Here is a 23,638-nt window from a genome sequence, read left to right as displayed (position 1 = left end):
CTCCCCGGGAGCCGCACGCGATGACCGCACCGTCCGGCCGCAAGGCCGTCCTCGTCACCGGCGCGAGCCGCGGCATCGGCCGCGCGACCGCCGTGCTCGCGGCCGAACGCGGCTGGGACGTCGGCATCAACTACGCGCGCGACGCGGCGGCAGCCGAACGCACCGCGCAGGCCGTCCGCGACGCGGGCGGCCGTGCGTGCGTCGTCGCGGGCGACGTCGCGAACGAAGCCGACGTCGTCGCGATGTTCGACACCGTCGCGGCCGCGTTCGGACGCCTCGACGCGCTCGTCAACAACGCGGGCATCGTCGCGCCGTCGATGCCGCTCGCCGACATGCCGGCCGACCGGCTGCGGCGGATGTTCGACACCAACGTGCTCGGCGCGTACCTGTGCGCGCGCGAAGCCGCGCGCCGGCTGTCCACCGACCGCGGCGGCCAGGGCGGCGCGATCGTCAACGTATCGTCGATCGCCTCGCGGCTCGGCTCGCCGAACGAATACGTCGACTACGCGGGCTCGAAAGGCGCGGTCGACTCGCTGACGATCGGTCTTGCGAAGGAACTCGGCCCGCACGGCGTGCGCGTCAACGCGGTGCGCCCCGGGCTGGTCGAGACCGAAATCCACGCGAGCGGCGGCCAGCCCGGCCGTGCGGCCCGCCTCGGCGCGCAGACGCCGCTCGGCCGCGCGGGCGAAGCGCACGAAATCGCCGAAGCGATCGTCTGGCTGCTCGGCGACGCGGCGTCCTACACGACCGGCGCCCTGCTCGACGTCGGCGGCGGCCGGTAACCGCACGCGCGGCACATCAAAACCGTCCTCTGAAGCAAGCTGTCGTCACGGCGCCACAAATCTCCACAATTTTGTGACGGTTTCAGTAAACATCCGTAACAGTTCCGTGATTTACTAGCGGCCAACCAGACAGGCGTCGTAAACGCCCTGTTTCTTGCCGCCCTGATGTGGCCCTTATCGGTCCGGCCCATGTCGCCGAACCGGCTCGACTCGACCCGAGATCTTTTCCATGCCTGGAACCGCAGCGCCCGGCCGGCGACGCACGTCTGTGCCCGCTCCGGCCCCGCACCCCCGCTCAACCGCCGACGCCGACCTCACCGCGACGCTTGACGCCGCCGGCACGCCCGTCATGGCCGTGACCGCCGCGACCAGCACCACGCGCGACCGCTCGCTCCTGCTCGGCTGGCGCGCGTGGCTGCTCGTCGCCGCGCTGGTCTGCGCGTATGTGCTGCCCGGCGTGCTCGGCCACGATCCTTGGAAACAGGACGAAACCTACACGTTCGGCATCATCCAGCACATGCTCGAGACCGGCGATTTCGTCGTGCCGACCAATGCCGGCCTGCCGTTCATGGAAAAACCGCCGCTTTACGCGTGGGTCGCGACCAGCCTCGCGTGGCTGCTGCAGCGCGTGATGCCGCTGCACGACGCGGCACGGCTCGCGAGCGCACTGTTCGCCGCACTCGCGTTCGGCTTCATCGCGCGCGCGGCGCGCATCGCCAACCGCGCGGACAGCTGGTTCGACCTGCGCGTGATCGGTCCCGTCGTGCTGAGCGCGGGTACGCTCGTCGTCATCAAGCACATGCACGACATGATGACGGACGTCGCGCTGTTCGCCGGCACGGCAATGGGCTTCTGCGGGCTGTTCGAACTCGTGATGCGGCACGTCGCGCACGCGCAGCAGATGCGGCACGGGCTGCCGGTCCGGCCGTCGGGCCGCTGGGCCGCGCCGATCTTCGGCGCGGGCGTCGGCATCGCGCTGATGACGAAGGGGCTGTTCGTGCCGCTCGTGTTCGCGGCCACGCTCGTCGGCGCGCTGGTGCTGTACCCGGCCTGCCGCACCCGCTCGTTCGCGCGCGCGCTCGGCGTCGCCGCGCTCGTGTTCGCGCCGTTCGCGCTGATCTGGCCGACCGCGCTGCTCCTGCGTTCCGAGACGCTGTTCATGACGTGGTTCTGGGACAACAACGTCGGCCGCTTCTTCGGTTTCTCCGTCCCCGAACTCGGCGCGGAAAACGACAAGCCTTTCTTCATCCTGCGCGCGTTCCTGCTCGTCGGCTTCCCGGTCGCGCCGCTCGCGATCGTCGCGCTCGCGCGCGGTGCATGGCGCGACTGGCGCACGCCGCGCATCGCGCTGCCCGTACTGTTCGCCGGCGTGGGGCTCGTGGTGCTGCAGGTGTCCGCAACGTCGCGCCAACTCTACATCCTGCCGTTCTTCGCGCCGCTCGCGCTGGTCGCCGCGCAGGCGATCGAACGCATTCCGCGCACGCTGCATCTCGCGTGGGATTACTTCAGCCGCGTGCTGTTCGGTACGACCGCCGCACTCGCCTGGGTCATCTGGGCAGTGATGGCCGATCCGGCCGCGTCGCGCGCGGATCTCGCGCCGCTCGGCCGCTGGCTGCCGCTCGACTGGACGATGCCGATCGAGCCCGCGCTCGTGGTCGGTGCGCTCGCGCTGACGGTCGGCTGGCTGGCGCTGCTGCCGAAGCTGCGCACGACGGGCCTCTGGCGCGGCGCGTTGTCGTGGGGCGCCGGCGCAGTCGTCGCGTGGGGGCTCATCTATACGCTGCTGCTGCCATGGCTCGACGCCGCGAAGAGCTACCGCTCGGTGTTCGACGACCTGAACGCGCATCTCGCGCTCGAATGGAACGACGGCGACTGCATGGCGAGCCTGCACGGGCTCGGCGAATCGGAAGCGCCGATGCTGTACTACTTCTCCGGCATCCAGCACACGCCGATCGACGACGCGAAGACGACGCGCTGCACGTGGATGATCGTCCAGGGCGTGCGGACCGTCGATCCGGCGCCCGGCAGCGAATGGAAACTGTTCTGGACGGGCGCGCGCCCGGGCGACAACGAGGAACTGCTGCGCGTCTACGTGCGCACGCCCGAACAGCACCTGCAGTGACGCAGGACGGCGCCGCACGCCGTCTTGCCTGCTTTCATCTCCGACAAAAAGATTGAGACCGGCCGCCTGAGCAGCGCGCAGGCTCTTCCGGGCGATACGCCGCGCCGCCGGCCGGTTTCCCCGACCGCCAACGCACCCGCGCGAATCCGCGGGCGCGCCTCTCTCCCTCTTCAGTCACGCAACGGCAACTGCGCTGATCGTCAGAACGACGAACCGGGTTCGCGAAGAAACGCCGTCTCCTCATCGGTCGATGCACGGCCGAGAATCGCGTTCCGATGCGGAAAGCGGCCGAAGCGCTCGACCACGGCAGCATGCCGCAACGCGAAGCGGTGATAACTCTCGCACCCTGCCTCGTCGCGAATGCCCGCGCACAGGCGCACGGCCTCGCGCTGGCTCTCTGCGGACTCGTCGTGCTCGAACGGCAGATACGCGAACGCGCGGTGATGGCCGCTCGGCAGTTGCGCATCCCAGTCGGCCGCGACGACGCGGCGTGCGAGCGCGAGCGCCTTCGGATCGGCGGCAAACGCGCGCGGCGTACCGCGATGGATGTTGCGCGAGAACTGGTCGAGCACGACGATCAAAGCAAGCGCCCCCTCCGGCGAACCGGCCCAGTGATCGCATGCGCCGTCGCACGCGGCGTCGAGCAGCGCGCGGTAGCGCGTGCGCAGCACGTCGTCGAACGCCGCGCCACCGTTGAACCAGACCTTGCGTTCCTGCCCGAATTCGGCCGAGCCCGGCTCGCCGAACCAGAAATCGAGAATCTCCCGCGCCTGCGGATCCAGCGCCCCCGCACCCGCCCCCCGGTGTCGATCGTCATGCAAACTCCAGTACGAGGCGCCGCGTGCGCGCGCTCTTCTTTTCAAGTTTCGCGACGCGCAGGCTGCCGATTTCCGACGTGTTGCGCACATGTGTGCCGCCGCACGGCTGCAGGTCGACCTGCTCGATGCGCAGCAGCCGCACGCGGCCGAGGCCCATCGGTGGCTTCACGCTCATCGTGCGCACGAGTTCGGACCGCTCGGCCATCTCGTCGTCGGTGATCCATTCGGTCGTGACCGGATGCGCGCCGGCGACCAGGCCGGCGAGGCGCCGCTCGACGTCATCGCGGTCGATCGCTTCGGACGTCGCGAAATCGAGCCGCACATAGTCGGCCGTCACGCTGCAGCCATCGACCGAGTACGGCAACACCGCGCACATCAGGTGCGCGGCCGTATGCAGGCGCATATGCCGGTAGCGGCGCCGCCAGTCGATCTCCGCGACCACGCGCGTGCCGGGCACGAGCGCCGCGACGCGTGCCTCCTGCCCCGGTGCCGGCACGTGCACGGCGTCGTCGGGCGTCGCGCCGTCGAACTTTGCCTTGCGCGTATCGGCAATCGCGATCGTGCTGCCGTCGGGCAGGGTCAGCGTGCCGGTGTCGCCGGCCTGGCCGCCGCCGAGCGGATAGAACACGGTACGGTCGAGCCGGATGCCGTCGTCGCCGACGGCCTGAACGATCGCGTCGCACCGCGTGAGGTACGCGTCTTCGCGAAACAGCGCTTGTGTCGTCATCGGGCGAGCCTCGTATCGATTGCGGGAAACGGACAGTGTCGCGCCGCGCGGCGCGCGCGCCCAGACGCAGATCGTCCCGCGCGCGAGCAGCGGCGTACCGGTCGATCAACCGGGCCGGTTGCGCATCCAGTCGGCCGTGTCGTAGAACGAATGCATGAGCCGCTCGCGCAGCGGCTCGGGCAGCCCGACATCCTCCATCGCCCACGCCATGCAGCGCAGCCACTGGTCACGCTCGACCGACGCGATCGGGAACGGCAGGTGCCGCGCGCGCAGCCGCGGATGGCCGAACCGGTCGATGTAGTGGTCGGGCCCGCCGAGCCAGCCGCACAGGAACCAGAACAGCTTGTCGCGCGAACCGTCGAGCGATGCCGGGTGCAGCGCGCGAATCTGCGCGAACTCGGGCTCGAGGTCCATCAGGTCGTAGAAGCGGTCCACCATTTCGCGCACGCGGGCTTCGCCGCCCACGAGCTCGAACGCCGTCGGCTGCGACGGCGCATCGTCATTCACATCGGTCATACGGATAGTCGGAAAACAGGATCTTCGGGGCTGCCGGCGACGCTCATGCGTCGCGCAGCGACTGCAGCGCGGGACGCCGCAACACATTATGCAGGCTCAGCCAGCCGGCCGCACCGGCGCACGCGACGCCGGCCGCGATACCGGCCGGCACGAGCCACGGATCGACGGCGAGCCGGAAGTCGAACACGCGCGACGCGAGCACCCAGCCGACCGCGATCGCGCCCGCCGCCGCCAGCGCGCCGGCCAGCGCGCCGACCACGACGAATTCCGCGCGCTGCACCGCATTGACCTGCGCGCGCGACGCGCCGAGCGCGCGCAGCAGCGCGGCCTCGCGCACCCGCTCGTCGCGCGAGCCGGCGAGCGCCGTGTACAGCACGAGCACGCCGGCCGCGAGCGTGAACGCGAACAGGAACTGCACCGCGCCGACCACCTGCAGCATCATCCGCTGCAGCTGCGCGAGGATCGGCGCGACGTCGATCGCGGTCAGGTTCGGGTAGCGCGCGATCAGCGGATCGAGCAGCGCGGCGTCGGATGCGGGCAGATGGAAGCTCGTGAGGTAGACGGCCGGGAAATCCTTCAGCACCTGCGGCGGCATCAGCACGAAGAAGTTGACGCGAAACGTGCCCCAGTCGAGCTTGCGCACGCTCGTGATCGGCGCGTCGACCGTCAGCCCCGTCACGTCGAAGCGCAGCGTGTCGCCCGGCTTCACGTTCAGCATCTTCGCGAGGCCGGCCTCGATCGAGATCTGCGGCGTGGCCGCGGTGCCGAACCAGTCGCCTGCGACGATCCGGTTGTCGGACGGCAGCTCGGTCGTATACGACAGGTTGAACTCGCGGTCGACGAGCCGGCGCGCCTCGTCGGACGGGTACGCGTCCGGATTCACCGGCTTGCCGTTGATCGCGACGAGGCGGCCGCGCACCATCGGCGCGGGCACCGCGTCGTGCACGCCGTGCGCGGTCAGATAGGCCGCGACGTCGTTGCGCTGGTCGGGCTGGATGTCGATCAGGAACTGGTTCGGCGCATCGGGCGGCGTCGATTGCCGCCAGCCCGCGACGAGATCGTTGCGCGTGATCGCGATCAGCAGCAGGCACATCAGGCCGAGCGCGAGCGCGGTGATCTGCAGCGCGCTGGCCGTGCCGCGCCGGTGCAGCGACGCGAGCGCGTAGCGCCAGCCGACGCCCGTGGCCACGCGCGCGTTGCGCACTGCGCGCGCGGCGGCGAACAGCACGAACCGCGCGATCAGCGCGAAACCGACCAGCGCGCCGGCGAAGCCGCCCGCGACGATCAGGCCGAGCTTCAGGTTGCCGGCGGCCGCGATCAGCAGCCCCGCAAACAGCACGACGCCGACCGCATACCCGGCCCACGCGGTGCGCGACGCATCGCCCCATTCGCGGCGCAGCACGCGCACCGGCGGCACGCGCGTGAGCGGCACGAGCGGCGGCAGTGCGAAGCCGAGCAGCAGCACGAGCGCGGCACCCACGCCGATGACCGCCGGCCACAGCGTGGGCGGCGGCAGCACGACTTCGATCAGGCCGCCGAGCGCGGCCAGTAACGCCCAGTGGCCGCCGTAGCCGAGCACCGCGCCCGCGGCGCCCGACACGATCCCGATGCCGACGAATTCGAGTGCGAACAGTGCGCCGAGCGTGCGGCGGCTCACGCCTAGGCAGCGCATCGTCGCGCAGCCGTCGAGATGGCGCCGCATGTAGCGCTGCGCGGCCATCGCGATCGCGACCGCCGCGAGCAGCGCGGTCAGCAGCGCGACGAGCGTCAGGAAATGACGCGCGCGATCCAGCGTCTGCCGCACCTGCGGCTGGCCTTCCTGCAACGACTCGAGACCGACGCCGCGCAGCTTCCCGCCATCGACGCGCTCGTGCGCATAGGTTTCGAAGCGCGCGACGGCCTGCGCGTCGCCGGCGACCAGCAGCCGGTACGTGACGCGGCTGCCGTAGCCCGTGAGCCCCGTCGCGGCGAGTTCGTCCGCGCGCATCATCAGCCGCGGCGAAAAATTGACGAACGAAAAGCCGCGATCGAGTTCGCGGGAGATCGACGCGGCGACCGTAAACGTGCGCAGCCCGACGCGCACCGTATCGCCCGCCTTCAGGTGCAGCGCGTCGAGCAGCGCGGGATCGGCCCACACGGTGCCGGGCGCGGGAATCGCGGTCGCCTTGTGCGCGGCCGCCGCGCCGGCCGGCAGGATCTCGACCGCGCCGCGCAGCGGATACCCGGACGATACGGCCTTCACGGCCGCGAGGCGCGCGGGCGCCGCGTCGGTCGCCTGTCCGCCCGCGGCGGACGCGATCATGCTCGGGAAAATCGCCGTCGTCGCGGTACGCAGGCCGAGCGCGCGGGCCTGACGGTCGAACGACTGATCGACGGGGCGGTCGGCGCGCACGACGAAATCGGCGCCGAGCATCTGGCGCGCGTCGCGCTCGAGCCCCTGGCGCAGCCGGTCGGCGAGAAAACCGACGCTCGTCAGTGCCGCGACCGCGAGCACCAGTGCGAGTACGAGCAGCGTCAACTCGCCCGCGCGCCAGTCGCGCGCGGTCATCCGTGCGGCCTGGCGAATCAGGTCGCGCAGGCCGAAGCGGCCGGCATGCGCGGACATGTCATGGCCGGGTTGCCCGGCCGGCGGCTGCGCGTGTTGCGGCCCCTTCAATCGCGCTTACCCCCGATCGAGTTGAGCCGCGACACCATGTGGTTCGCCATCCCGCGAAAACCGCCCGACACGCCGCGCCACAGGCGCGGCAGCGCCCAGGCAGAAGCGGCGACGAAGGCCGCGAGCAGCACGAGGAACGCAAGCGGGACGAAGAACGCGAGCGCGAGCCCGCCGACCACGAGGCCGTCCTCGGTCGACGACGCAACCCAGTTCGAAATCGGTTCGGGAGACAGGTTGATCAGCGCGCGCGTACCGGCCTTCGCCACGTGCGCGGCACCGGCAAGCGAACCGCCTGCAAGGCCCGCGACCGCGAGCACGGTCGGATCGGCGTGGCCGAGCGCGCCGGCTGCGAGCACCGCACCGGCCGGGATGCGGATGAAGGTATGCACGGCATCCCACAGCGAATCGAACGCGGGGATCTTGTCGGCAAGGAATTCGGTGACGGTGAGCACGGCGGCGGCGCCGATGACCCACGGCGACATCAGGACGGCCAGCGTGTCGGGCAGATGGAGCCAGCCGACCCGCGCCAGCACGCCGGCGATCAGCACCGTCAGGTACAGGCGCAGCCCGCTCGCCCACGCGAGCCCCGCGCCGAGCGAAATGGCTTCGATCATGGCCCTCTCCTTGCACTTTCCGTGCGCTTTGCCGATCGATCGGGTCGGACAGACCGGCCGCGCGGCGCGTGGCGACCGGCGCCGCAGGCCACAAACGGCACAACGACATTCAGGCCCGAATGCGTTCCATTATAGACAGGCTAACCGGGCAGCCGGCGCAATTCCGCAGTGCGGCGTCCGGGCGCGGCGCGTCCGGGACTCCGTCGTCCGGGACGCCGGCGTCAGGCGGCCGACGACAGCTTGAGGCCGATCAACCCGGCGACGATCAGCGCAGCGCTCGCGACGCGCGCGACGGTCAGCGCCTCGCCCATCATCACGATGCCGAACACGAACGCGCCGACCGCGCCGATGCCCGTCCACACCGCGTACGCGGTGCCGAGCGGCAACTGGCGCATCGCGGCCGCGAGCAGCCCGAAGCTGGCCAGCGCCGTCACGATCGTAAACACCGACGGACCGAGCTTCGTGAAGCCGTCCGACGATTTCATGCCGGCCGCCCAGGCCACTTCCAGCAAACCGGCAATCAACAACAATACCCACGCCATCGCGACGTACTCCGTATCGGATGGGGCCGTCCCCGTTGAAGCAAATGACACGGGGTCGTCCCCGGGCGGCGCCGAGTATAACAAGAGGCTTACGGACACGCCGGACGCGGCGCACGGCCGGCGGCCGATCCGGGGCAGGATCGGCCGGGCCCGGTCAGCTCGGCATCAATTCGACACGCGCGTCGGCGCGACGCCGCCGACGCAGCGGTCGTCGCGGTACAGCGCCCACTCCTCGCACACGCGGCCGTCCTTGAACATGCACATCCCGACCTGCCCGCGCGGCAGGCTGCGGATCACGTGGCGACCGCCAAGCTTCTCGCAGTTGACCGACGCGGGATTGGCGAGCGCGGCCTGGGCGGGCGGCTGTTGCCCCGGCGGCAGCGGTTGGGCGAACGCGCCGGGCGCAGTCAGCGCCAGCGCACAGATGACGGCCAGACGGACGGACATTGCACGCTCCTTGTTTTTGTTCGCGGAACGGTCAGCATAACGGGGAATCCGCGGCCGGTGTGCAAGGCCGGCGCCGGCCGCGCGACTGTCGCGCCGATGCAACCCTGCCGGCGCGCGGCGTCACGCCGGCCCGCGCTGCCGCTGCCGCGCGATGCCCGTCATGCGGCACCGACCAGCCGGTAGCCGACGCCCGTCTCGGTGACGATGTACTCGGGCTGTGCCGGGTCGCGCTCGAGCTTCTGGCGCAGGTGCGCCATGTAGATGCGCAGGTAGTGATGGCTTTCGACGTGCGACGGCCCCCACACGTCGCGCAGCAACTGGCGGTGCGTGAGTACGCGCCCCGCGTGCCGCACGAGCGTCGCGAGCAGCCGGTATTCGAGCGGCGTCAGATGCACGATCTCGCCGTCGCGCCACACCTGGCGCAGCGCGAGATCGACGCTCACGGTGCCGAAGCTCACCTTCGGCGTCTCGTTCGCGCCGCCCTGGTTGCGCCGGCGCAGTTGCGCGCGAATCCGCGCACGCAGTTCGGACACGCCGAACGGCTTGGTCAGGTAGTCGTCGGCGCCCGCGTCGAGCGCCGCGACCTTCTCCTCTTCCTGCGTGCGCGCGGACAGCACGATCACCGGCACCTCGGACCAGCCGCGCAGCTCGCGGATCACGTCGAGGCCATCGGTATCGGGCAGGCCGAGGTCGACGATCACGAGATCGGGCTTGCGCGTCGCCGCGTCGATCAGCCCCTGCTTGCCCGTCTCGGCCTCGAACACGGCGATGTCCTCCTCTTCGAGCGCGGCACGCACGAAGCGGCGGATCTGCTTTTCGTCCTCGATCAGGACAACGGTCAGGCTGGGTTCACTCATGGTCTGGCAATGGCTCGGATGGGGACGATGCGCCGGGCACGTCGGATTCGTCGTCGGGCACGGCGGGCGCGGCCGGCGGCGTCTCGACCGGCAGCGTGAACCAGAAGCGCGCGCCGGTCACGCGGCCGTCGGGCGCGGTGCGGTTGAGCGCGCCGATTCTACCGCCGTGCGCCTCGACGATCGCACGGCAGATCGCGAGGCCGAGCCCGATGCCCGGCGTCGCCGATTCCTTCTCGCCGCGCGTGAACTTGTCGAAGATCCGCGTTTCCATGCCGGCCGGCAGGCCCGGGCCGTAATCGTCGACGTGCACGCGCACGAACGGCAGCCCGTCTTCGGTCACGCGCTCCGCGCCGATGTCGAGCGGCGTGTCGGGCGGCGTGTACTTCGCCGCGTTCTCGAACAGGTTGGTAAAAAGTCGCTCCATCAGCACCGCGTCCATCTGCAGCAGCGGCAGGTCGGCCGGCAGCGATACGCGCGCGGGATGGTGCGCGAGCACGCGCTTGCACGCGGCGAGCGCGGCGCCGACGGTTTCCTCGAGCAGCGACCACTGGCGCTTGAGCTGCAGGCTGCCGGCCTGCAGCCGCGCCATGTCGAGCAGGTTCGTGACGATGCCCGTCATCCGCAGCGCCTCGTCGTGGATCGCGTCGACGAGCTCGCCCTCGCGCTGCGCGAAGCGTTCGGCCGCCGCGGCATCGCCGCCCTGCGCGGCCGCGCGCCCGTTCGCGAGCATCGACGAGAAGCCGACGATCGTCGTGAGCGGCGTGCGCAGGTCGTGCGAGATCGCCGACAGCAGCGAGTTGCGCAGCCGCTCGGATTCCATGTTGACGAGCGCGTCGCGCGCGATCTCGACGTAGTGCACGCGTTCGAGCGCGAGCGCGATCTGGGCGGCGAATGCGTCGAGCATCCGCTGCTGCTCGGGCACCTCGAGTTCGCGCGGCTCGCGCGACACGACCGCGAGCACGCCGCGCGTGCGCATCGGCGCCTTCAGCGGCAGGTACAGCGCGGCCGTCGCGGGCAGCGTGTCGGTGCCGCGGCCGGCCGGCTTCTGCTGGTCGTACACCCACTGGCCGACATCGCTGTCGAGATCGGCACCCGTCAGCGTGACGGCCGCGTCGGGTTCCTCGATCTTCTGGCGCACCTTGTCCGCGCTGTCGGGCAGCAGGAACGCGACGCGCGCGCGGAACACCTCGCCCACGTGGCGGCTGCCGATCTCGACGATCTGCTCGGTCGTCAGTGCCGCCCCCAGCTCGCGCGCCATCGCGTAGATCGCGCCGGTGCGGCGCTCGCGGCGCTGCGCGATGCTCGCCTGGCGCGTCAGCGTCGACGTCAGGTGGCTGATCACGAGCGACGTCAGCAGCATCCCGAAGAAGGTCAGCAGGTATTGCGTGTCGCTGACCGAGAACGACATGCGCGGCGGCACGAAGAAGAAATCGAATGCGGCCACCGACAGGAACGACTGCAGCACGCCCGGGCCGCGCCCGAGCCGCACGGCCGAGAACACGACGCCGAGCAGGTACAGCATCACGAGGTTCGTGAGGTCGAGCCGCTCGGACACGACGTTTGCGACGACGGTGATCGCCGCGCAGATCGCGGCCGCGTACACGTAGTGCCGCGGCGGCGAACGGTGCGTGCCGAACTTCGCGAACGCATCGCGCCAGTCGCGCGCACGCGGGTCGAGCGGCGCCGCGCGCGCCTCGTCGCTCGCGGACGCACGGATCAGCATCAGGTCGACGTCGCCCGCGCGTTCGGCGAGCTGCTCGCCGAACGGCCGCGCGAAGCGGCGCATGAGCCCGACCTTCGGCGAGCCGCCCGCGACGATCTTCGACACGTTGCGCACCTTCGCATAGCCGATCAGCGCGGCCACCGCGTCGCCGCCGGCGAGCGTGGCCGTTTCCGCGCCGAGTTCGGCCGCGAGCTTCAGCGCATCGAGCGTGCGCTGCCGCTGCGCGTCGGGCAGCCGCTGCAGCCGCGGCGTCTCGACATACACGGCGATCCAGTCGGCCTTCAGGCTCGCGGCGAGCCGCGCGGCCGCGCGCACGAGCGTCGGCGCTTCGGCGCCCGGACCGACGCACACGAGCAGCCGCTCGCGCGCCTGCCAGATGCGCTGGATCGAACGGTCGGCGCGATATTCGCGCATCTGCGCATCGACGCGATCGGCCGTGCGACGCAGCGCCAGTTCGCGCAGCGCGATCAGGTTGCCCTTGCGGAAGAAGTTGCGCACCGCGCGCTCGGCCTGCTGCGCGAGATAGACCTTGCCGTCGCGCATCCGCTCGAGCAGCTCCTCGGCCGGCAGGTCGACGAGCGTGACTTCGTCGGCCGCGTCGAACACGCGGTCGGGAACGGTCTCCCACACGCGGATGCCGGTGATCGCGCCGACCACGTCGTTCAGGCTTTCGAGGTGCTGGACATTGACGGTCGTATACACGTCGATGCCCGCGTCGAGCAGTTCGTAGACGTCCTGCCAGCGCTTCAGGTGCCGTGCGCCCTGCACGTTCGAATGCGCGAGTTCGTCGACGAGGATCAGTTGCGGCTGGCGCGCGAGCGCGCCGTCGAGATCGAATTCGGCGAGCGTGCGGCCGCGATAGTCGATGCGCGCGAGCGGCAGCACGTCGAGGCCGTCGAGCAGCGCGGCGGTTTCGCCGCGGCCGTGGGTTTCGACGATGCCGACGACGACGTCGACGCCGTCCTGCAGGCGCTGGCGCGCGGCCTGCAGCATCGCGTAGGTCTTGCCGACGCCGGCCGATGCGCCGAAGAAGATCTTGAGCTGGCCGCGCCGCTGCTTTTCTTCGTCTCGCTGCAGCTTGTCGAGGAGTTGGTCTGGATCGGGACGGTTCATGCGTCAGGAAAGCGGAGCGGCCGGATGCGCGCGAGTACGAGCATTGTTGTTCCAAATCGCCGCAAAAGGCAAAGACGGCGCACGCGCCGTCGGGAAAAGTGCGTCCGGCGCGGCTCGAGCCGCGCCGGGCACCGGTTGCCGGGCCGGGAGCCCGGACGCGCAATCAGCGCGCGGCCTGCGCCGCGTCGAGCGCGAGGTTCAGCTTCAGCACGTTCACGCGGGGCTCGCCGAGCACGCCGAACTGGCGGCCCGTCGTGTTCGCGGCGACGAGCTGCGCGACCGCGTCGGGCGCCAGGTTGCGCGCCTTCGCGACCCGCTCGACCTGGTATGCGGCGGCGGCCGGCGTGATCTCCGGATCGAGGCCGCTCGCCGACGCCGTCACGAGGTCGACCGGCACCGGCTTCGACATGTCGGTGCCGGCATCGCGCAGCGCGGCGATGCGCCCCTTCACCTGGTCGGCGAGCGACGGGTTCAGCGGGCCGAGGTTCGAGCCGCCGGAACCGGTCGCGTTGTACGGCATCGGCGCCGTGGCCGACAGCCGGCCCCAGAAGTACTTCGGCGCATCGAACGGCTGGCCGATCAGCGCGGAGCCGACCGCCTTGCCGTCCTTCTCGATCAGGCTGCCGTTCGCCTGCGACGGGAACACGGCCTGGCCGAACACGGTCATCACGGCCGGATACGCGAGCCCCGTCACCGCGGCAAGCACGACAAAGAGCACGACGAGCGGACGAATCAACGTTTTCATGATGTTTCCTTCAAGACCTCAGGCCCAGCCGAGTGCGGCGAGCGTCATGTCGATCAGCTTGATGAACGGGAACGGCAGCAGCAAGCCGCCGAGGCCGTACACGAGCAGGTTGCGGCGCAGCAGCGACGCGGCGCCGAGCGGCCGGTACGCGACGCCCTTCAGCGCGAGCGGGATCAGCGCGACGATGATCAGCGCGTTGAAGATCACCGCCGACAGGATCGCGGACGCCGGCGACGTCAGGTGCATGATGTCGAGCACGCGCAACTGCGGGTACGTGGTCACGAACGCGGCCGGGATGATCGCGAAGTACTTCGCGATGTCGTTCGCGATCGAGAACGTCGTCAGCGAGCCGCGCGTCATCAGCATCTGCTTGCCGATCTCGACGATCTCGATCAGCTTCGTCGGGTTCGAATCGAGGTCGACCATGTTGCCCGCTTCCTTCGCGGCCTGCGTGCCCGTGTTCATCGCGACCGCCACGTCGGCCTGCGCGAGCGCCGGCGCGTCGTTGGTGCCGTCGCCCGTCATCGCGACGAGGCGCCCGGCCGCCTGATGCTCGCGGATCGTCGCGAGCTTGGTTTCCGGCGTCGCTTCCGCGAGGAAATCGTCGACCCCCGCTTCCGCCGCGATCGCCGCGGCCGTCAGCCGGTTGTCGCCCGTCACCATCACGGTCTTGATGCCCATCTTGCGCAGTTCCGCGAAGCGCTCCTTGATGCCGCCCTTCACGATGTCCTTCAGCTCGATCACGCCGAGCACGCGCGCCGCCCCTTCATGCAGGTCGGCCACGACGAGCGGCGTGCTGCCGCGGCGCGCGACGTCGTCGACGGCGCGGCGCACTTCTTCCGGGAAGCGGCTGCCGTGCGTCTCGACGTAGCGGCGGATCGCGTCGGCCGCGCCCTTGCGGATTTCACGGCCCGGAAGGTCGACGCCGCTCATCCGGGTCTGCGCGGAGAAGCCGATGAACGTCGCGTGCAGTTGCCCCATGTCGCGCTGGCGAATGTTGAAGCGCTCCTTCGCGAGCACGACGATGCTGCGGCCCTCCGGCGTCTCGTCGGCGAGCGACGACAGTTGCGCGGCGTCGGCCAGCGCTTCCTCGGTCACGCCCGGCGCGGGCACGAACGTCGACGCCTGACGGTTGCCGAGCGTGATCGTGCCGGTCTTGTCGAGCAGCAGCACGTCGACGTCGCCGGCCGCTTCCACCGCGCGGCCCGACGTCGCGATCACGTTCGCCTGCATCATCCGGCTCATCCCCGCCACGCCGATCGCGGACAGCAGGCCGCCGATCGTCGTCGGGATCAGGCACACGAGCAGCGCGACGAGCGCGGTGATCGTCACCACGTGGCCGGCCTTCATCGCGTCGACCGCGAACGTCGAGAACGGCAGCAGCGTCGCGGTCGCGAGCAGCATCACGATCGTCAGCGCGACCAGCAGGATCGTCAGCGCGATCTCGTTCGGCGTCTTCTTGCGCTTCGCGCCTTCGACCATCGCGATCATCCGGTCGAGGAACGCCTCGCCGGGGTTGGCGGTGACCCTGACGACGATCCAGTCGGACAGCACGCGCGTGCCGCCCGTCACCGACGAGAAGTCGCCGCCCGATTCGCGGATCACCGGCGCGGATTCGCCGGTGATCGCCGATTCGTCGACGGATGCAACGCCGTCGACGACCTCGCCGTCGGCCGGGATCACGTCGCCGGTCTCGACGAGCACGATGTCGCCACGGCGCAGGTCGGATGCGGTCGTGATGCGGATCGGCGACTTCGGATGCGGCTCGTTGAGCTTCTTCGCCATCACGTCCTTCTTCGCGCTGCGCAGCGATGCGGCCTGCGCCTTCGAGCGCCCTTCGGCGAGCGCTTCGGCGAAGTTCGCGAACAGCACCGTGAACCACAGCCACAGCGCGATCGCGAGGATGAAGCCCGCGGGCGCCTCGGCCTGGCCGGCAAGCGCCGCGATCCACAGGATCGTGGTCAGGATGCTGCCGACGTATACGCAGAACATCACCGGATTGCGGAACTGCGTGCGCGGCGTGAGTTTCTTGAACGAATCCACGATCGCCGGGCGCAGCAGCGCCGGATCGAACATGGACCGTGTTGCGGAATGTTGAGTCATTGCGATCTCTTCAATCTCTTCAGTCTTTTCAATGTGTCGCCATGCGGGCGCGCGTCACGCGCCCAGCCACATCATCAGGTGCTCGACGCCAGGGCCGAGCGCAAGCGCCGGCACGTAGGTCAGCGCGCCCACCAGCAGCACGGTGCCGAGCAGCAGCACGACGAACAGCGGACCGTGCGTCGGCAGCGTGCCGCTCGTCACCGCGATGCGCTTCTTCGCGGCGAGCGAGCCGGCGATCGCCAGCACCGGCACGATCGTGCCGAAGCGGCCGAACCACATCGCGATCGCGGTCATCCAGTTGTAGAACGGCGTGCCGACCGTCAGGCCCGCGAACGCGCTGCCGTTGTTGTTCGCGGCCGAACTGAACGCGTACAGGATTTCCGAGAAGCCGTGCGGGCCCGGGTTCGCGATGCCGGCCTTGCCCGCATCGGCGAGCACGGCGATCGACGTGCCGACCAGCACCAGCAGCGGCGTGAGCAGCACGACGATCGCCACCATCTTCATCTCGTACGATTCGATCTTCTTGCCGACGTATTCCGGCGTGCGGCCGATCATCAGGCCGGCGACGAACACCGCGAGCAGCGCGAACACGAGCATCCCGTAGAGTCCCGAGCCGACCCCGCCGTAGATCACCTCGCCGAGCTGCATCAGCAGCATCGGCACGAGGCCGCCGAGCGGCGTCAGCGAATCGTGCATCGTGTCGACCGCGCCGCACGACGCGGCCGTCGTCGCGACCGTGAAGATGCCGGTCTGCGCGATCCCGAAGCGGGTTTCCTTGCCTTCCATGTTGCCGCCCGACTGCAGCGCGTTCGCCGACTGGTCGACGTGCAGCGCGGCGAGCGTCGGGTTGCCGCCCTGCTCGGCGCTCACCTCGACGCCGACCGCGACCGCGAACGCGACCGTCATCGCCGCGAGCACGGCGATGCCCTGCCGGCGGTCGCCGATCACGCGGCCGAACACGAGACACAGCGCGGCCGGGATGATCAGGATCGCGAAGATCTGGATGAAGTTCGCGAACGGCGTCGGATTCTCGTACGGATGCGCGGAGTTCGCGTTGAAGAAGCCACCGCCGTTGGTGCCGAGCATCTTGATCGCTTCCTGCGACGCGACCGGGCCCATCGCGAGCGTCTGCTTCGTGAGCGGGGTCGGCACCGTCACCGGAGCGCCCTTGTCGTCCTTCACCGGGTTGCCCTGCGCGTCGAGCTTCGGCGCCGCATAGGTGCTCGCCTGCAGCACCGGCACGTCCTCGTACGCCTTCATGTTCTGGATCACGCCCTGGCTCATCAGCAGCGCGGCGACGATCATCGCCATCGGCACGAGCACGTACATCGTCACGCGCGTGAGGTCGACCCAGAAGTTGCCGATGGTCTGCGCGGTGTGGCGCGCGAAGCCGCGAACCAGCGCGATCACGACGACGATGCCGGTCGCCGCCGACAGGAAGTTCTGCACGGTCAGGCCGAGCATCTGCGTCAGGTAGCTGACGGTCTGCTCCGGCGTGTAGTCCTGCCAGTTCGTGTTGGTGACGAAGCTGACGGCCGTGTTGAACGCGCCGTCGACCGTCATCGCGCCGAACTGCTGCGGGTTGCCGGGCAGGAAGCCCTGCAGGCGCAGCAGGCCGTAGAGGAACAATGCGCCGAGCGCGTTGAACGCGATCGTCGCGATCGCGTACTGCTTCCAGCTCATCTCGCTGCCGGCGTCGACGCCGGCGATGCGGTACAGCGCGCGTTCGAGCGGCCCGAACACGCGCACGACGCGCGAGCTGCCGTCCATCACCGCCGTCAGGTAGCGCGCGACCGGCACGGCCGCCGCCAGCAGCACGACGATGAACAGCAGCATCTGCAACAGGTTGTTCGCGTTCATTCGATGTCCTCCGCGCGCAGCAGCGCAAAGACGAGATACGCGAACAGCAGGGCTGTCGATGCGCCCGCCAGCCAAAGCATCCAGGTCATGCTCGCCCCCCGCGACCGTATTGCACGAGCTTCTCGCAACCGGCAACCAAACCGAGGATCAGCACGGTGAAAAGCACCAGGGCGCCGATGAATACCCCATCCATTTTTGTGTTCTCCGTCGTCGAAATCAGACGACTAGAACCTTATGGGAACGCACGTAAAGGACGGGTCAAAGGTATCGGGGCGGATATAAAAAACGTGTAAACGCGAGGCGGGAGAACAACGGAGGCAGGACGAGCGGCGCCGCAGCGCCGCCCGCGAAGGCGCGTGCCGGCATGGCGCCGGCACGAAGGGAACGGTCAGGGAACGAGGATCGTCGAGCCGGTGGTCTTGCGCGCTTCGAGATCTTCATGCGCGCGGCCGACTTCCGCGAGCGGATAGCGCTGGTTGATGCTCGTCTTCACCTTGCCCGACAGGATCACGTCGAACAGCTCGGCGGCCGCGGCTTCGAGATCGGCGCGCTTCGCGATGTACGAGAACAGCGTCGGCCGCGTGAAGAACAGCGAGCCGCGCGACGAGAACTCCTTCGAGTCGATCGGCGGCAGCGGGCCCGACGCGTTGCCGAAGCTGACGAACAGCCCGAGCGGCGCGAGGCTGTCGAGCGAGCCGATGTAGGTGTCCTTGCCGATCGAATCGTAGACGACCGGCACGCCCGCGCCGTTCGTGATCTCCTTCACGCGCTGCGTGAAGTTCTCGCGCGTGTAGACGACCGGATGGTCGCAGCCGTGCGCCTTCGCCAGCCCGGCTTTCTCGTCGGAGCCGACCGTCCCGATCACGGTCGCGCCGAGCGCCTTCGCCCACTGGCACACGAGCAGGCCGACGCCGCCGGCCGCCGCGTGGATCAGGATCGTGTCGCCGGCCTTCACCCGATACGTGCGGCGCAGCAGGTAGTGCGCGGTCAGGCCCTGCAGCATCACCGACGCCGCGTCGTCGTAGCTGATGCCGTCCGGCAGCTTCACGAGCCGCTCGGCCGGCATCACGCGCTCCTGCGCATACGCGCCCGGCGGCTGCCCGACATAGGCGACGCGGTCGCCGACCTTGAGCGCGGTCACGCCGTCGCCGACGGCCGTCACCTCGCCCGCCGCCTCCATCCCGAGGCCGCCGGGCAGCGGCTGCGGATAGAGGCCCGTGCGGAAATACACGTCGATGTAGTTGAGCCCGACCGCGTGCTGCCGGATGCGGACTTCGCCCGCCTTCGGCGCGCCGACCTCGACATCGACCCACTTCATCACGTCCGGGCCGCCCGGCTGGTCGTATCGGATTGCTTTCGGCATCGTTTCGCTCCTCGTCTGTCAATCGGTCAGGAAAAAATCCGGGGCGCCGATGCGCGGGCCGGCCGATTCATGTGGGAACCGGGCGGCTGGTGCGCGTCGCGACGCACGATTCTCGCGCGCCGCCGCCGTCCGTGCATGGCCCTGCCCCCGGCAGGGGCAATCGGGCGCAGCACACGCCTAGCAAACGTCCTGCATGTTCCGCGCCAGATCGTCGAGCAGCATCCGCGCCGTAGCAACGTTGGTCGCGACCGGCACGTCGTGCACGTCGCATGCACGCACGAGCGCGGTGATGTCGGGATCGTGCGGCTGCGCGGTCATCGGGTCGCGCAGGAACACGACGATGTCGACGCGGCCGTCGGCCAGTTCCGCGCCGATCTGCAGGTCGCCGCCGAGCGGCCCCGACAGCTTGCGCTCGACCTCCAGCCCGTGCGCGGCCGCGATGCGGCCGCCCGTCGTGCCCGTCGCGACCAGCCGGCATTGCGCGAGCGTCGCGCGGTACTGGCCGGCGAGCGCGACGATCTCGTCCTTCTTCGCGTCGTGCGCAATCAGTGCGATGCGGGGTTTGCTCATCTCCAGTTCCTTCGTCGTTTGGTTTTTGTCGTGATCGTGATTTGGCGAGCGCGCGTCAGAACGTGCCCGGATACGCGCCGCCGTCGAGCAGCCAGTTCTGCCCGGTGATGTAGCCGGCATGCACGCTGCACAGGAACGCGCACGCCGCGCCGAATTCCTCGCGCGTGCCGAGGCGGCCGGCCGGGATGTCCTTCGTGCGCCGCGCGCGCATTTCGTCGACCGTCACGCCCTGCGCCTGCGCCGACGCGGCGAGCGTGGTCGCGATCCGGTCGGTGTCGAACAGCCCCGGCAGCAGGCTGTTGATCGTCACGCCCTGGCCGGCGACCTTGCGCGACAGCCCGGCAACGAAGCCGGTCAGCCCCGAGCGCGCGCCGTTCGACAGCGCGAGCACGTCGATCGGCGCCTTCACGGCCGAACTCGTGATGTTGACGATCCGGCCGAAGCCGCGCGCGATCATCCCGTCGATGGTCGCGCGGATCAGCTCGATCGGCGTCAGCATGTTCGACTCGAGCGCACGGATCCAGTCGTCGTGCGAGAAGTCGCGGAAGTCGCCGGGCGGCGGGCCGCCCGCATTGTTCACAAGAATGTCCGGCTGCGGGCATGCGGCGAGCGCGGCCGCGCGCCCGTCCGGCGTCGTGATGTCGCACGCGACCGCCGTGACCGACACGCCGGACGCCGCGCGGATCGCGTCGGCGGTGGCGTCGAGCGTATCGCGCGTGCGCGCGACGATCACGAGGTTCACCCCCTCGGCGGCCAGCGCTTCCGCGCAGCCGCGCCCGAGGCCCTTGCTTGCCGCGCACACGAGCGCGGTCTTTCCTGCGATGCCGAGATCCATCGTCGATTCCCTGGTGGCGACGCGCGCCGATGCGGCCCCGAGTCGCGCCGGTGGGCAGGCGAACGGGCGTGCCCGGCACGCGGATTGTCGTGAGACGTCGATAATATCCGGATCATGCGACGCGCCTTGGTAAAATTGCGGCCATAAGCAGCGGCCGGCCTGGCGCCGCCGTCGCCCCGATCCCCTTTTGCCGTCAAGGCGCCCCCGTCATGAAACAGGACAGCCGTTTCCCGAATCTCTTCATCCTCGATCACCCGCTGATCCAGCACAAGCTCACCCACATGCGCGACAAGGACACGTCGACGCGCACGTTCCGCGAGCTGCTGCGCGAGATCACGCTGCTGATGGGCTATGAGATCACCCGCAACCTGCCGATCACGACCAGACGGGTCGAAACCCCGCTCGTCGAGGTCGACGCGCCCGTGATCGCGGGCAAGAAGCTCGCGATCGTGCCCGTGCTGCGCGCGGGCATCGGGATGTCGGACGGCCTGCTCGACCTGGTCCCGTCCGCGCGCGTCGGCCACATCGGCGTGTACCGCGCCGAAGACCACCGCCCGGTCGAATACCTCGTGCGCCTGCCCGACCTCGAGGACCGCATCTTCATCCTGTGCGACCCGATGGTCGCGACCGGCTATTCGGCCGTGCATGCGGTCGACGTGCTCAAGCGCCGCAACGTGCCGGCCGCGAACATCATGTTCGTCGCGCTCGTCGCCGCGCCCGAGGGCGTGAAGGTGTTCCAGGACGCGCACCCGGACGTGAAGCTGTATGTGGCTTCGCTCGACTCGCACCTGAACGAGCACGCGTACATCGTGCCGGGCCTCGGCGACGCGGGCGACCGCCTGTTCGGCACCAAGAACTGACATGCCTGCGCGGCCGCGCGGCGCGCCGTCGGGGGTCCCGCGGCAGCCTGCCCGGCCGTTCGGCCATGCGCGACGGCCCCGAACCGACGGTCGCCGCGTGATAAAATCTCGATCCACTCGACACGCGCGGCCCCGCGGCTTCATGCCCGCCGAAACGGCCGCCGATTCAACGACACATTGGCACAATCGCCCGCGCAGCGCGCCCGGGCACGGAGAAAGGTATGGCTGGTCATTCGAAATGGGCCAACATCAAGCATAAGAAGGCAGCGGCCGACGCGAAGCGCGGCAAGGTCTGGACCCGCCTGATCAAGGAAATCCAGGTCGCGGCCCGCCTCGGCGGCGGCGACGTCGGCTCGAACCCGCGCCTGCGTCTCGCGGTCGACAAGGCGGCCGACGCGAACATGCCGAAGGACAACGTCAAGCGCGCGATCGATCGCGGCGTCGGCGGCGCGGACGGCGCGAACTACGAGGAAATCCGTTACGAAGGCTACGGCATCAGCGGCGCGGCGATCATCGTCGACACGCTGACCGACAACCGCACCCGCACGGTCGCGGAAGTCCGCCACGCGTTCTCGAAGTTCGGCGGCAACATGGGCACCGACGGCTCGGTCGCGTTCATGTTCGATCACGTCGGCCAGTTCCTGTTCGCGCCCGGCACGTCGGAAGACGCGCTGATGGAAGCCGCGCTCGAAGCCGGCGCGAACGACGTGAACACGAACGACGACGGCTCGATCGAAGTGCTGTGCGACTGGCAGGAATTCTCGAAGGTGAAGGACGCGCTCGAAGCTGCCGGCTTCAAGGCCGAACTCGCCGAAGTGACGATGAAGCCGCAAAACGAAGTCGAATTCACCGGCGACGACGCGGCGAAGATGCAGAAGCTCCTGGACGCGCTCGAGAACCTCGACGACGTGCAGGACGTGTATACGAACGCCGTCATCGTCGAGGAATGAAATGCCGGCCGCCGTGCTCCTGTCGCGGCGGCGGCCCGACCGAATCCGCGGCCGGCGCGCCTGAGCGTGCCGGCCGCCCTGTTTTCTAGTCTGCGGGGAATCCCATGAAACTACTCGTCGTTGGCTCCGGCGGCCGCGAACATGCGCTGGCGTGGAAGCTCGCGCAGTCGCCGCGCGTCCAGATGGTCTACGTCGCACCCGGCAATGGCGGCACGGCGCAGGACGAGCGTCTGAAGAACGTCGACATCACGTCGCTCGACGAACTCGCCGATTTCGCGGAAAGCGAAGGCGTCGCGTTCACGCTCGTCGGGCCGGAAGCACCGCTCGCGGCCGGCATCGTCAACCTGTTCCGCGCGCGCGGCCTGAAGGTGTTCGGCCCGACCCGCGAAGCCGCGCAGCTCGAAAGCTCGAAGGATTTCGCGAAGGCGTTCATGAAGCGTCACGGCATCCCGACGGCCGACTACGAAACCTTCTCCGATGCGGCCGCGGCCCATGCGTACATCGACGCGAAGGGTGCGCCGATCGTCGTGAAGGCCGACGGCCTCGCGGCCGGCAAGGGCGTCGTCGTCGCGATGACGCTCGAAGAGGCACACGCCGCCGTCGACATGATGCTGTCGGGCAACAAGCTTGGAGACGCCGGCGCGCGCGTCGTGATCGAGGAATTCCTCGACGGCGAGGAAGCGAGCTTCATCGTGATGGTCGACGGCAAGCATGCGCTGGCGCTGGCTTCCAGCCAGGACCACAAGCGCCTGCTCGACGAGGACCGCGGCCCGAACACCGGCGGCATGGGCGCGTACTCGCCCGCGCCGATCGTCACGCCGCAGATGCACGCACGCGTGATGCGCGAAATCATCATGCCGACCGTGCGCGGAATGGAGAAGGACGGCATCCGCTTCACGGGCTTCCTGTATGCGGGTCTGATGATCGACAAGGAAGGCAATCCGCGCACGCTCGAGTTCAACTGCCGGATGGGCGACCCGGAAACGCAGCCGATCATGGCGCGCCTGAAGAGCGATTTCTCGAAGGTCGTCGAGCAGGCGATCGCGGGCACGCTCGATACGGTCGAGCTCGACTGGGACCGCCGCACCGCGCTCGGCGTCGTGCTGGCCGCGCACGGCTACCCGGACGCGCCGCGCAAGGGCGACCGCATCAACGGGATCCCGGCCGAGACCGAACAGGCCGTCACGTTCCATGCGGGCACGACGCTCGGCGACGGCGACAAGCTCGTGACGTCCGGCGGCCGCGTGCTGTGCGTGGTCGGCCTCGCCGATTCGGTGCGCGAAGCGCAGCAGCATGCGTACGACACGATCAACCAGATCAATTTCGAAGGCATGCAGTACCGCCGCGACATCGGTTTCCGCGCGCTCAACCGCAAGAGCGTGTGACGATCGCTTCGGGCGCGCCGCAACGCGGCGCGGCCGCTCCTCTGCCGGGG

At 69.6% G+C, this 23,638-nt stretch carries 21 protein-coding genes; 5 read left to right on the top strand and 16 right to left on the bottom strand.

What is annotated here, in order from left to right; all coding sequences use genetic code 11:
- Window positions 1–20: 20 nt before the first annotated feature.
- Window positions 21–782 (top strand): SDR family oxidoreductase, encoded by a 762-nt coding sequence (locus DM992_RS08675; RefSeq protein WP_111016478.1) that lies wholly within the window; start codon window positions 21–23, stop codon window positions 780–782.
- Window positions 783–1,011: 229 nt separating this feature from the next.
- Window positions 1,012–2,904: a glycosyl transferase gene (locus tag DM992_RS08670; RefSeq protein ID WP_111016476.1), complete on the top strand. Its 1,893-nt coding sequence runs from the start codon at window positions 1,012–1,014 to the stop codon at window positions 2,902–2,904.
- Between the two features lie 200 nt (window positions 2,905–3,104).
- On the opposite strand, the gene DM992_RS08665 is transcribed toward DM992_RS08670, so the two are convergent.
- The 16 genes from DM992_RS08665 to DM992_RS08590 form a co-directional block, all read right to left on the bottom strand.
- Window positions 3,105–3,725, bottom strand: a complete 621-nt coding sequence (locus tag DM992_RS08665) for a DUF924 family protein (RefSeq protein ID WP_111016475.1) — start codon at window positions 3,723–3,725, stop codon at window positions 3,105–3,107.
- Window positions 3,718–4,449, bottom strand: a complete 732-nt coding sequence (locus DM992_RS08660; RefSeq protein ID WP_111016473.1) for an alanyl-tRNA editing protein — start codon at window positions 4,447–4,449, stop codon at window positions 3,718–3,720. Before DM992_RS08660 ends, DM992_RS08665 begins: the two co-directional genes overlap by 8 nt.
- A 105-nt stretch (window positions 4,450–4,554) precedes the next feature.
- Window positions 4,555–4,965, bottom strand: coding sequence for a group II truncated hemoglobin (locus tag DM992_RS08655; RefSeq protein WP_017331548.1), 411 nt, complete (start codon window positions 4,963–4,965; stop codon window positions 4,555–4,557).
- A gap of 43 nt (window positions 4,966–5,008) precedes the next feature.
- Window positions 5,009–7,570, bottom strand: coding sequence for an FtsX-like permease family protein (locus DM992_RS08650; RefSeq protein WP_111017864.1), 2,562 nt, complete (start codon window positions 7,568–7,570; stop codon window positions 5,009–5,011).
- A gap of 47 nt (window positions 7,571–7,617) precedes the next feature.
- Window positions 7,618–8,235, bottom strand: coding sequence for a DUF4126 domain-containing protein (locus tag DM992_RS08645; protein ID WP_072440937.1), 618 nt, complete (start codon window positions 8,233–8,235; stop codon window positions 7,618–7,620).
- 221 nt (window positions 8,236–8,456) lie between these two features.
- The gene (gene sugE, locus DM992_RS08640; protein ID WP_111016471.1) at window positions 8,457–8,777 is read right to left on the bottom strand and encodes a quaternary ammonium compound efflux SMR transporter SugE; all 321 of its coding nucleotides are present in this window, start codon (window positions 8,775–8,777) and stop codon (window positions 8,457–8,459) included.
- Window positions 8,778–8,942: 165 nt separating this feature from the next.
- Entirely contained in the window at window positions 8,943–9,224 is a 282-nt protein-coding gene (locus DM992_RS08635; RefSeq protein ID WP_111016469.1) for a DUF333 domain-containing protein, read from the bottom strand.
- Window positions 9,225–9,382: 158 nt separating this feature from the next.
- Window positions 9,383–10,081, bottom strand: coding sequence for a two-component system response regulator KdpE (gene kdpE, locus DM992_RS08630; protein WP_111016467.1), 699 nt, complete (start codon window positions 10,079–10,081; stop codon window positions 9,383–9,385).
- Window positions 10,074–12,917, bottom strand: a complete 2,844-nt coding sequence (locus DM992_RS08625) for a DUF4118 domain-containing protein (protein ID WP_111016465.1) — start codon at window positions 12,915–12,917, stop codon at window positions 10,074–10,076. Before DM992_RS08625 ends, kdpE begins: the two co-directional genes overlap by 8 nt.
- A 163-nt stretch (window positions 12,918–13,080) precedes the next feature.
- Entirely contained in the window at window positions 13,081–13,662 is a 582-nt protein-coding gene (gene kdpC / locus DM992_RS08620; RefSeq protein ID WP_111016464.1) for a potassium-transporting ATPase subunit KdpC, read from the bottom strand.
- Between the two features lie 18 nt (window positions 13,663–13,680).
- Complete coding sequence (kdpB, locus tag DM992_RS08615; protein ID WP_111016462.1) at window positions 13,681–15,765, bottom strand: potassium-transporting ATPase subunit KdpB; 2,085 nt, start codon at window positions 15,763–15,765, stop codon at window positions 13,681–13,683.
- Between the two features lie 54 nt (window positions 15,766–15,819).
- Window positions 15,820–17,625, bottom strand: coding sequence for a potassium-transporting ATPase subunit KdpA (gene kdpA / locus DM992_RS08610; protein ID WP_111016460.1), 1,806 nt, complete (start codon window positions 17,623–17,625; stop codon window positions 15,820–15,822).
- A complete protein-coding gene (kdpF, locus tag DM992_RS08605; protein ID WP_006752209.1) occupies window positions 17,622–17,714 on the bottom strand; it encodes a K(+)-transporting ATPase subunit F in 93 nt (30 codons plus the stop codon). Before kdpF ends, kdpA begins: the two co-directional genes overlap by 4 nt.
- Window positions 17,715–18,013: 299 nt before the next feature.
- The gene (locus tag DM992_RS08600; protein ID WP_111016458.1) at window positions 18,014–18,988 is read right to left on the bottom strand and encodes a quinone oxidoreductase; all 975 of its coding nucleotides are present in this window, start codon (window positions 18,986–18,988) and stop codon (window positions 18,014–18,016) included.
- A gap of 177 nt (window positions 18,989–19,165) precedes the next feature.
- Window positions 19,166–19,558, bottom strand: coding sequence for a methylglyoxal synthase (locus DM992_RS08595; RefSeq protein ID WP_111016456.1), 393 nt, complete (start codon window positions 19,556–19,558; stop codon window positions 19,166–19,168).
- 55 nt (window positions 19,559–19,613) lie between these two features.
- Complete coding sequence (locus tag DM992_RS08590; RefSeq protein WP_072440755.1) at window positions 19,614–20,393, bottom strand: SDR family oxidoreductase; 780 nt, start codon at window positions 20,391–20,393, stop codon at window positions 19,614–19,616.
- A gap of 209 nt (window positions 20,394–20,602) precedes the next feature.
- Between DM992_RS08590 and upp the strand changes: the two genes are divergently transcribed.
- From upp to purD, 3 genes are all read left to right on the top strand, one after another.
- Entirely contained in the window at window positions 20,603–21,253 is a 651-nt protein-coding gene (gene upp / locus DM992_RS08585) for a uracil phosphoribosyltransferase (RefSeq protein ID WP_111016454.1), read from the top strand.
- 221 nt (window positions 21,254–21,474) lie between these two features.
- Complete coding sequence (locus tag DM992_RS08580; RefSeq protein WP_111016453.1) at window positions 21,475–22,203, top strand: YebC/PmpR family DNA-binding transcriptional regulator; 729 nt, start codon at window positions 21,475–21,477, stop codon at window positions 22,201–22,203.
- Between the two features lie 104 nt (window positions 22,204–22,307).
- Window positions 22,308–23,588, top strand: coding sequence for a phosphoribosylamine--glycine ligase (gene purD / locus DM992_RS08575; protein WP_034184846.1), 1,281 nt, complete (start codon window positions 22,308–22,310; stop codon window positions 23,586–23,588).
- Window positions 23,589–23,638 lie beyond the last annotated feature (50 nt).

Source organism: Burkholderia sp. JP2-270 (genome assembly GCF_003233675.1).
GTDB lineage: Bacteria > Pseudomonadota > Gammaproteobacteria > Burkholderiales > Burkholderiaceae > Burkholderia > Burkholderia pyrrocinia_C.
This window is presented reverse-complemented; position numbering and strand designations above follow the sequence as displayed.

Excerpts from the sequence above, each read along its gene's own strand:
- DM992_RS08675 (WP_111016478.1), top strand. The coding sequence starts at position 21 with ATGACCGCACCGTCCGGCCGCAAGGCCGTCCTCGTCACCGGCGCGAGC.
- DM992_RS08670 (WP_111016476.1), top strand. The coding sequence starts at position 1,012 with ATGCCTGGAACCGCAGCGCCCGGCCGGCGACGCACGTCTGTGCCCGCT.
- DM992_RS08660 (WP_111016473.1), bottom strand. The coding sequence starts at position 4,449 with ATGACGACACAAGCGCTGTTTCGCGAAGACGCGTACCTCACGCGGTGC.
- DM992_RS08655 (WP_017331548.1), bottom strand. The coding sequence starts at position 4,965 with ATGACCGATGTGAATGACGATGCGCCGTCGCAGCCGACGGCGTTCGAG.
- DM992_RS08650 (WP_111017864.1), bottom strand. The coding sequence starts at position 7,570 with ATGTCCGCGCATGCCGGCCGCTTCGGCCTGCGCGACCTGATTCGCCAG.
- DM992_RS08645 (WP_072440937.1), bottom strand. The coding sequence starts at position 8,235 with ATGATCGAAGCCATTTCGCTCGGCGCGGGGCTCGCGTGGGCGAGCGGG.
- sugE (WP_111016471.1), bottom strand. The coding sequence starts at position 8,777 with ATGGCGTGGGTATTGTTGTTGATTGCCGGTTTGCTGGAAGTGGCCTGG.
- DM992_RS08635 (WP_111016469.1), bottom strand. The coding sequence starts at position 9,224 with ATGTCCGTCCGTCTGGCCGTCATCTGTGCGCTGGCGCTGACTGCGCCC.
- kdpE (WP_111016467.1), bottom strand. The coding sequence starts at position 10,081 with ATGAGTGAACCCAGCCTGACCGTTGTCCTGATCGAGGACGAAAAGCAG.
- DM992_RS08625 (WP_111016465.1), bottom strand. The coding sequence starts at position 12,917 with ATGAACCGTCCCGATCCAGACCAACTCCTCGACAAGCTGCAGCGAGAC.
- kdpC (WP_111016464.1), bottom strand. The coding sequence starts at position 13,662 with ATGAAAACGTTGATTCGTCCGCTCGTCGTGCTCTTTGTCGTGCTTGCC.
- kdpB (WP_111016462.1), bottom strand. The coding sequence starts at position 15,765 with ATGACTCAACATTCCGCAACACGGTCCATGTTCGATCCGGCGCTGCTG.
- kdpA (WP_111016460.1), bottom strand. The coding sequence starts at position 17,625 with ATGAACGCGAACAACCTGTTGCAGATGCTGCTGTTCATCGTCGTGCTG.
- kdpF (WP_006752209.1), bottom strand. The coding sequence starts at position 17,714 with ATGACCTGGATGCTTTGGCTGGCGGGCGCATCGACAGCCCTGCTGTTC.
- DM992_RS08600 (WP_111016458.1), bottom strand. The coding sequence starts at position 18,988 with ATGCCGAAAGCAATCCGATACGACCAGCCGGGCGGCCCGGACGTGATG.
- DM992_RS08595 (WP_111016456.1), bottom strand. The coding sequence starts at position 19,558 with ATGAGCAAACCCCGCATCGCACTGATTGCGCACGACGCGAAGAAGGAC.
- DM992_RS08590 (WP_072440755.1), bottom strand. The coding sequence starts at position 20,393 with ATGGATCTCGGCATCGCAGGAAAGACCGCGCTCGTGTGCGCGGCAAGC.
- upp (WP_111016454.1), top strand. The coding sequence starts at position 20,603 with ATGAAACAGGACAGCCGTTTCCCGAATCTCTTCATCCTCGATCACCCG.
- DM992_RS08580 (WP_111016453.1), top strand. The coding sequence starts at position 21,475 with ATGGCTGGTCATTCGAAATGGGCCAACATCAAGCATAAGAAGGCAGCG.
- purD (WP_034184846.1), top strand. The coding sequence starts at position 22,308 with ATGAAACTACTCGTCGTTGGCTCCGGCGGCCGCGAACATGCGCTGGCG.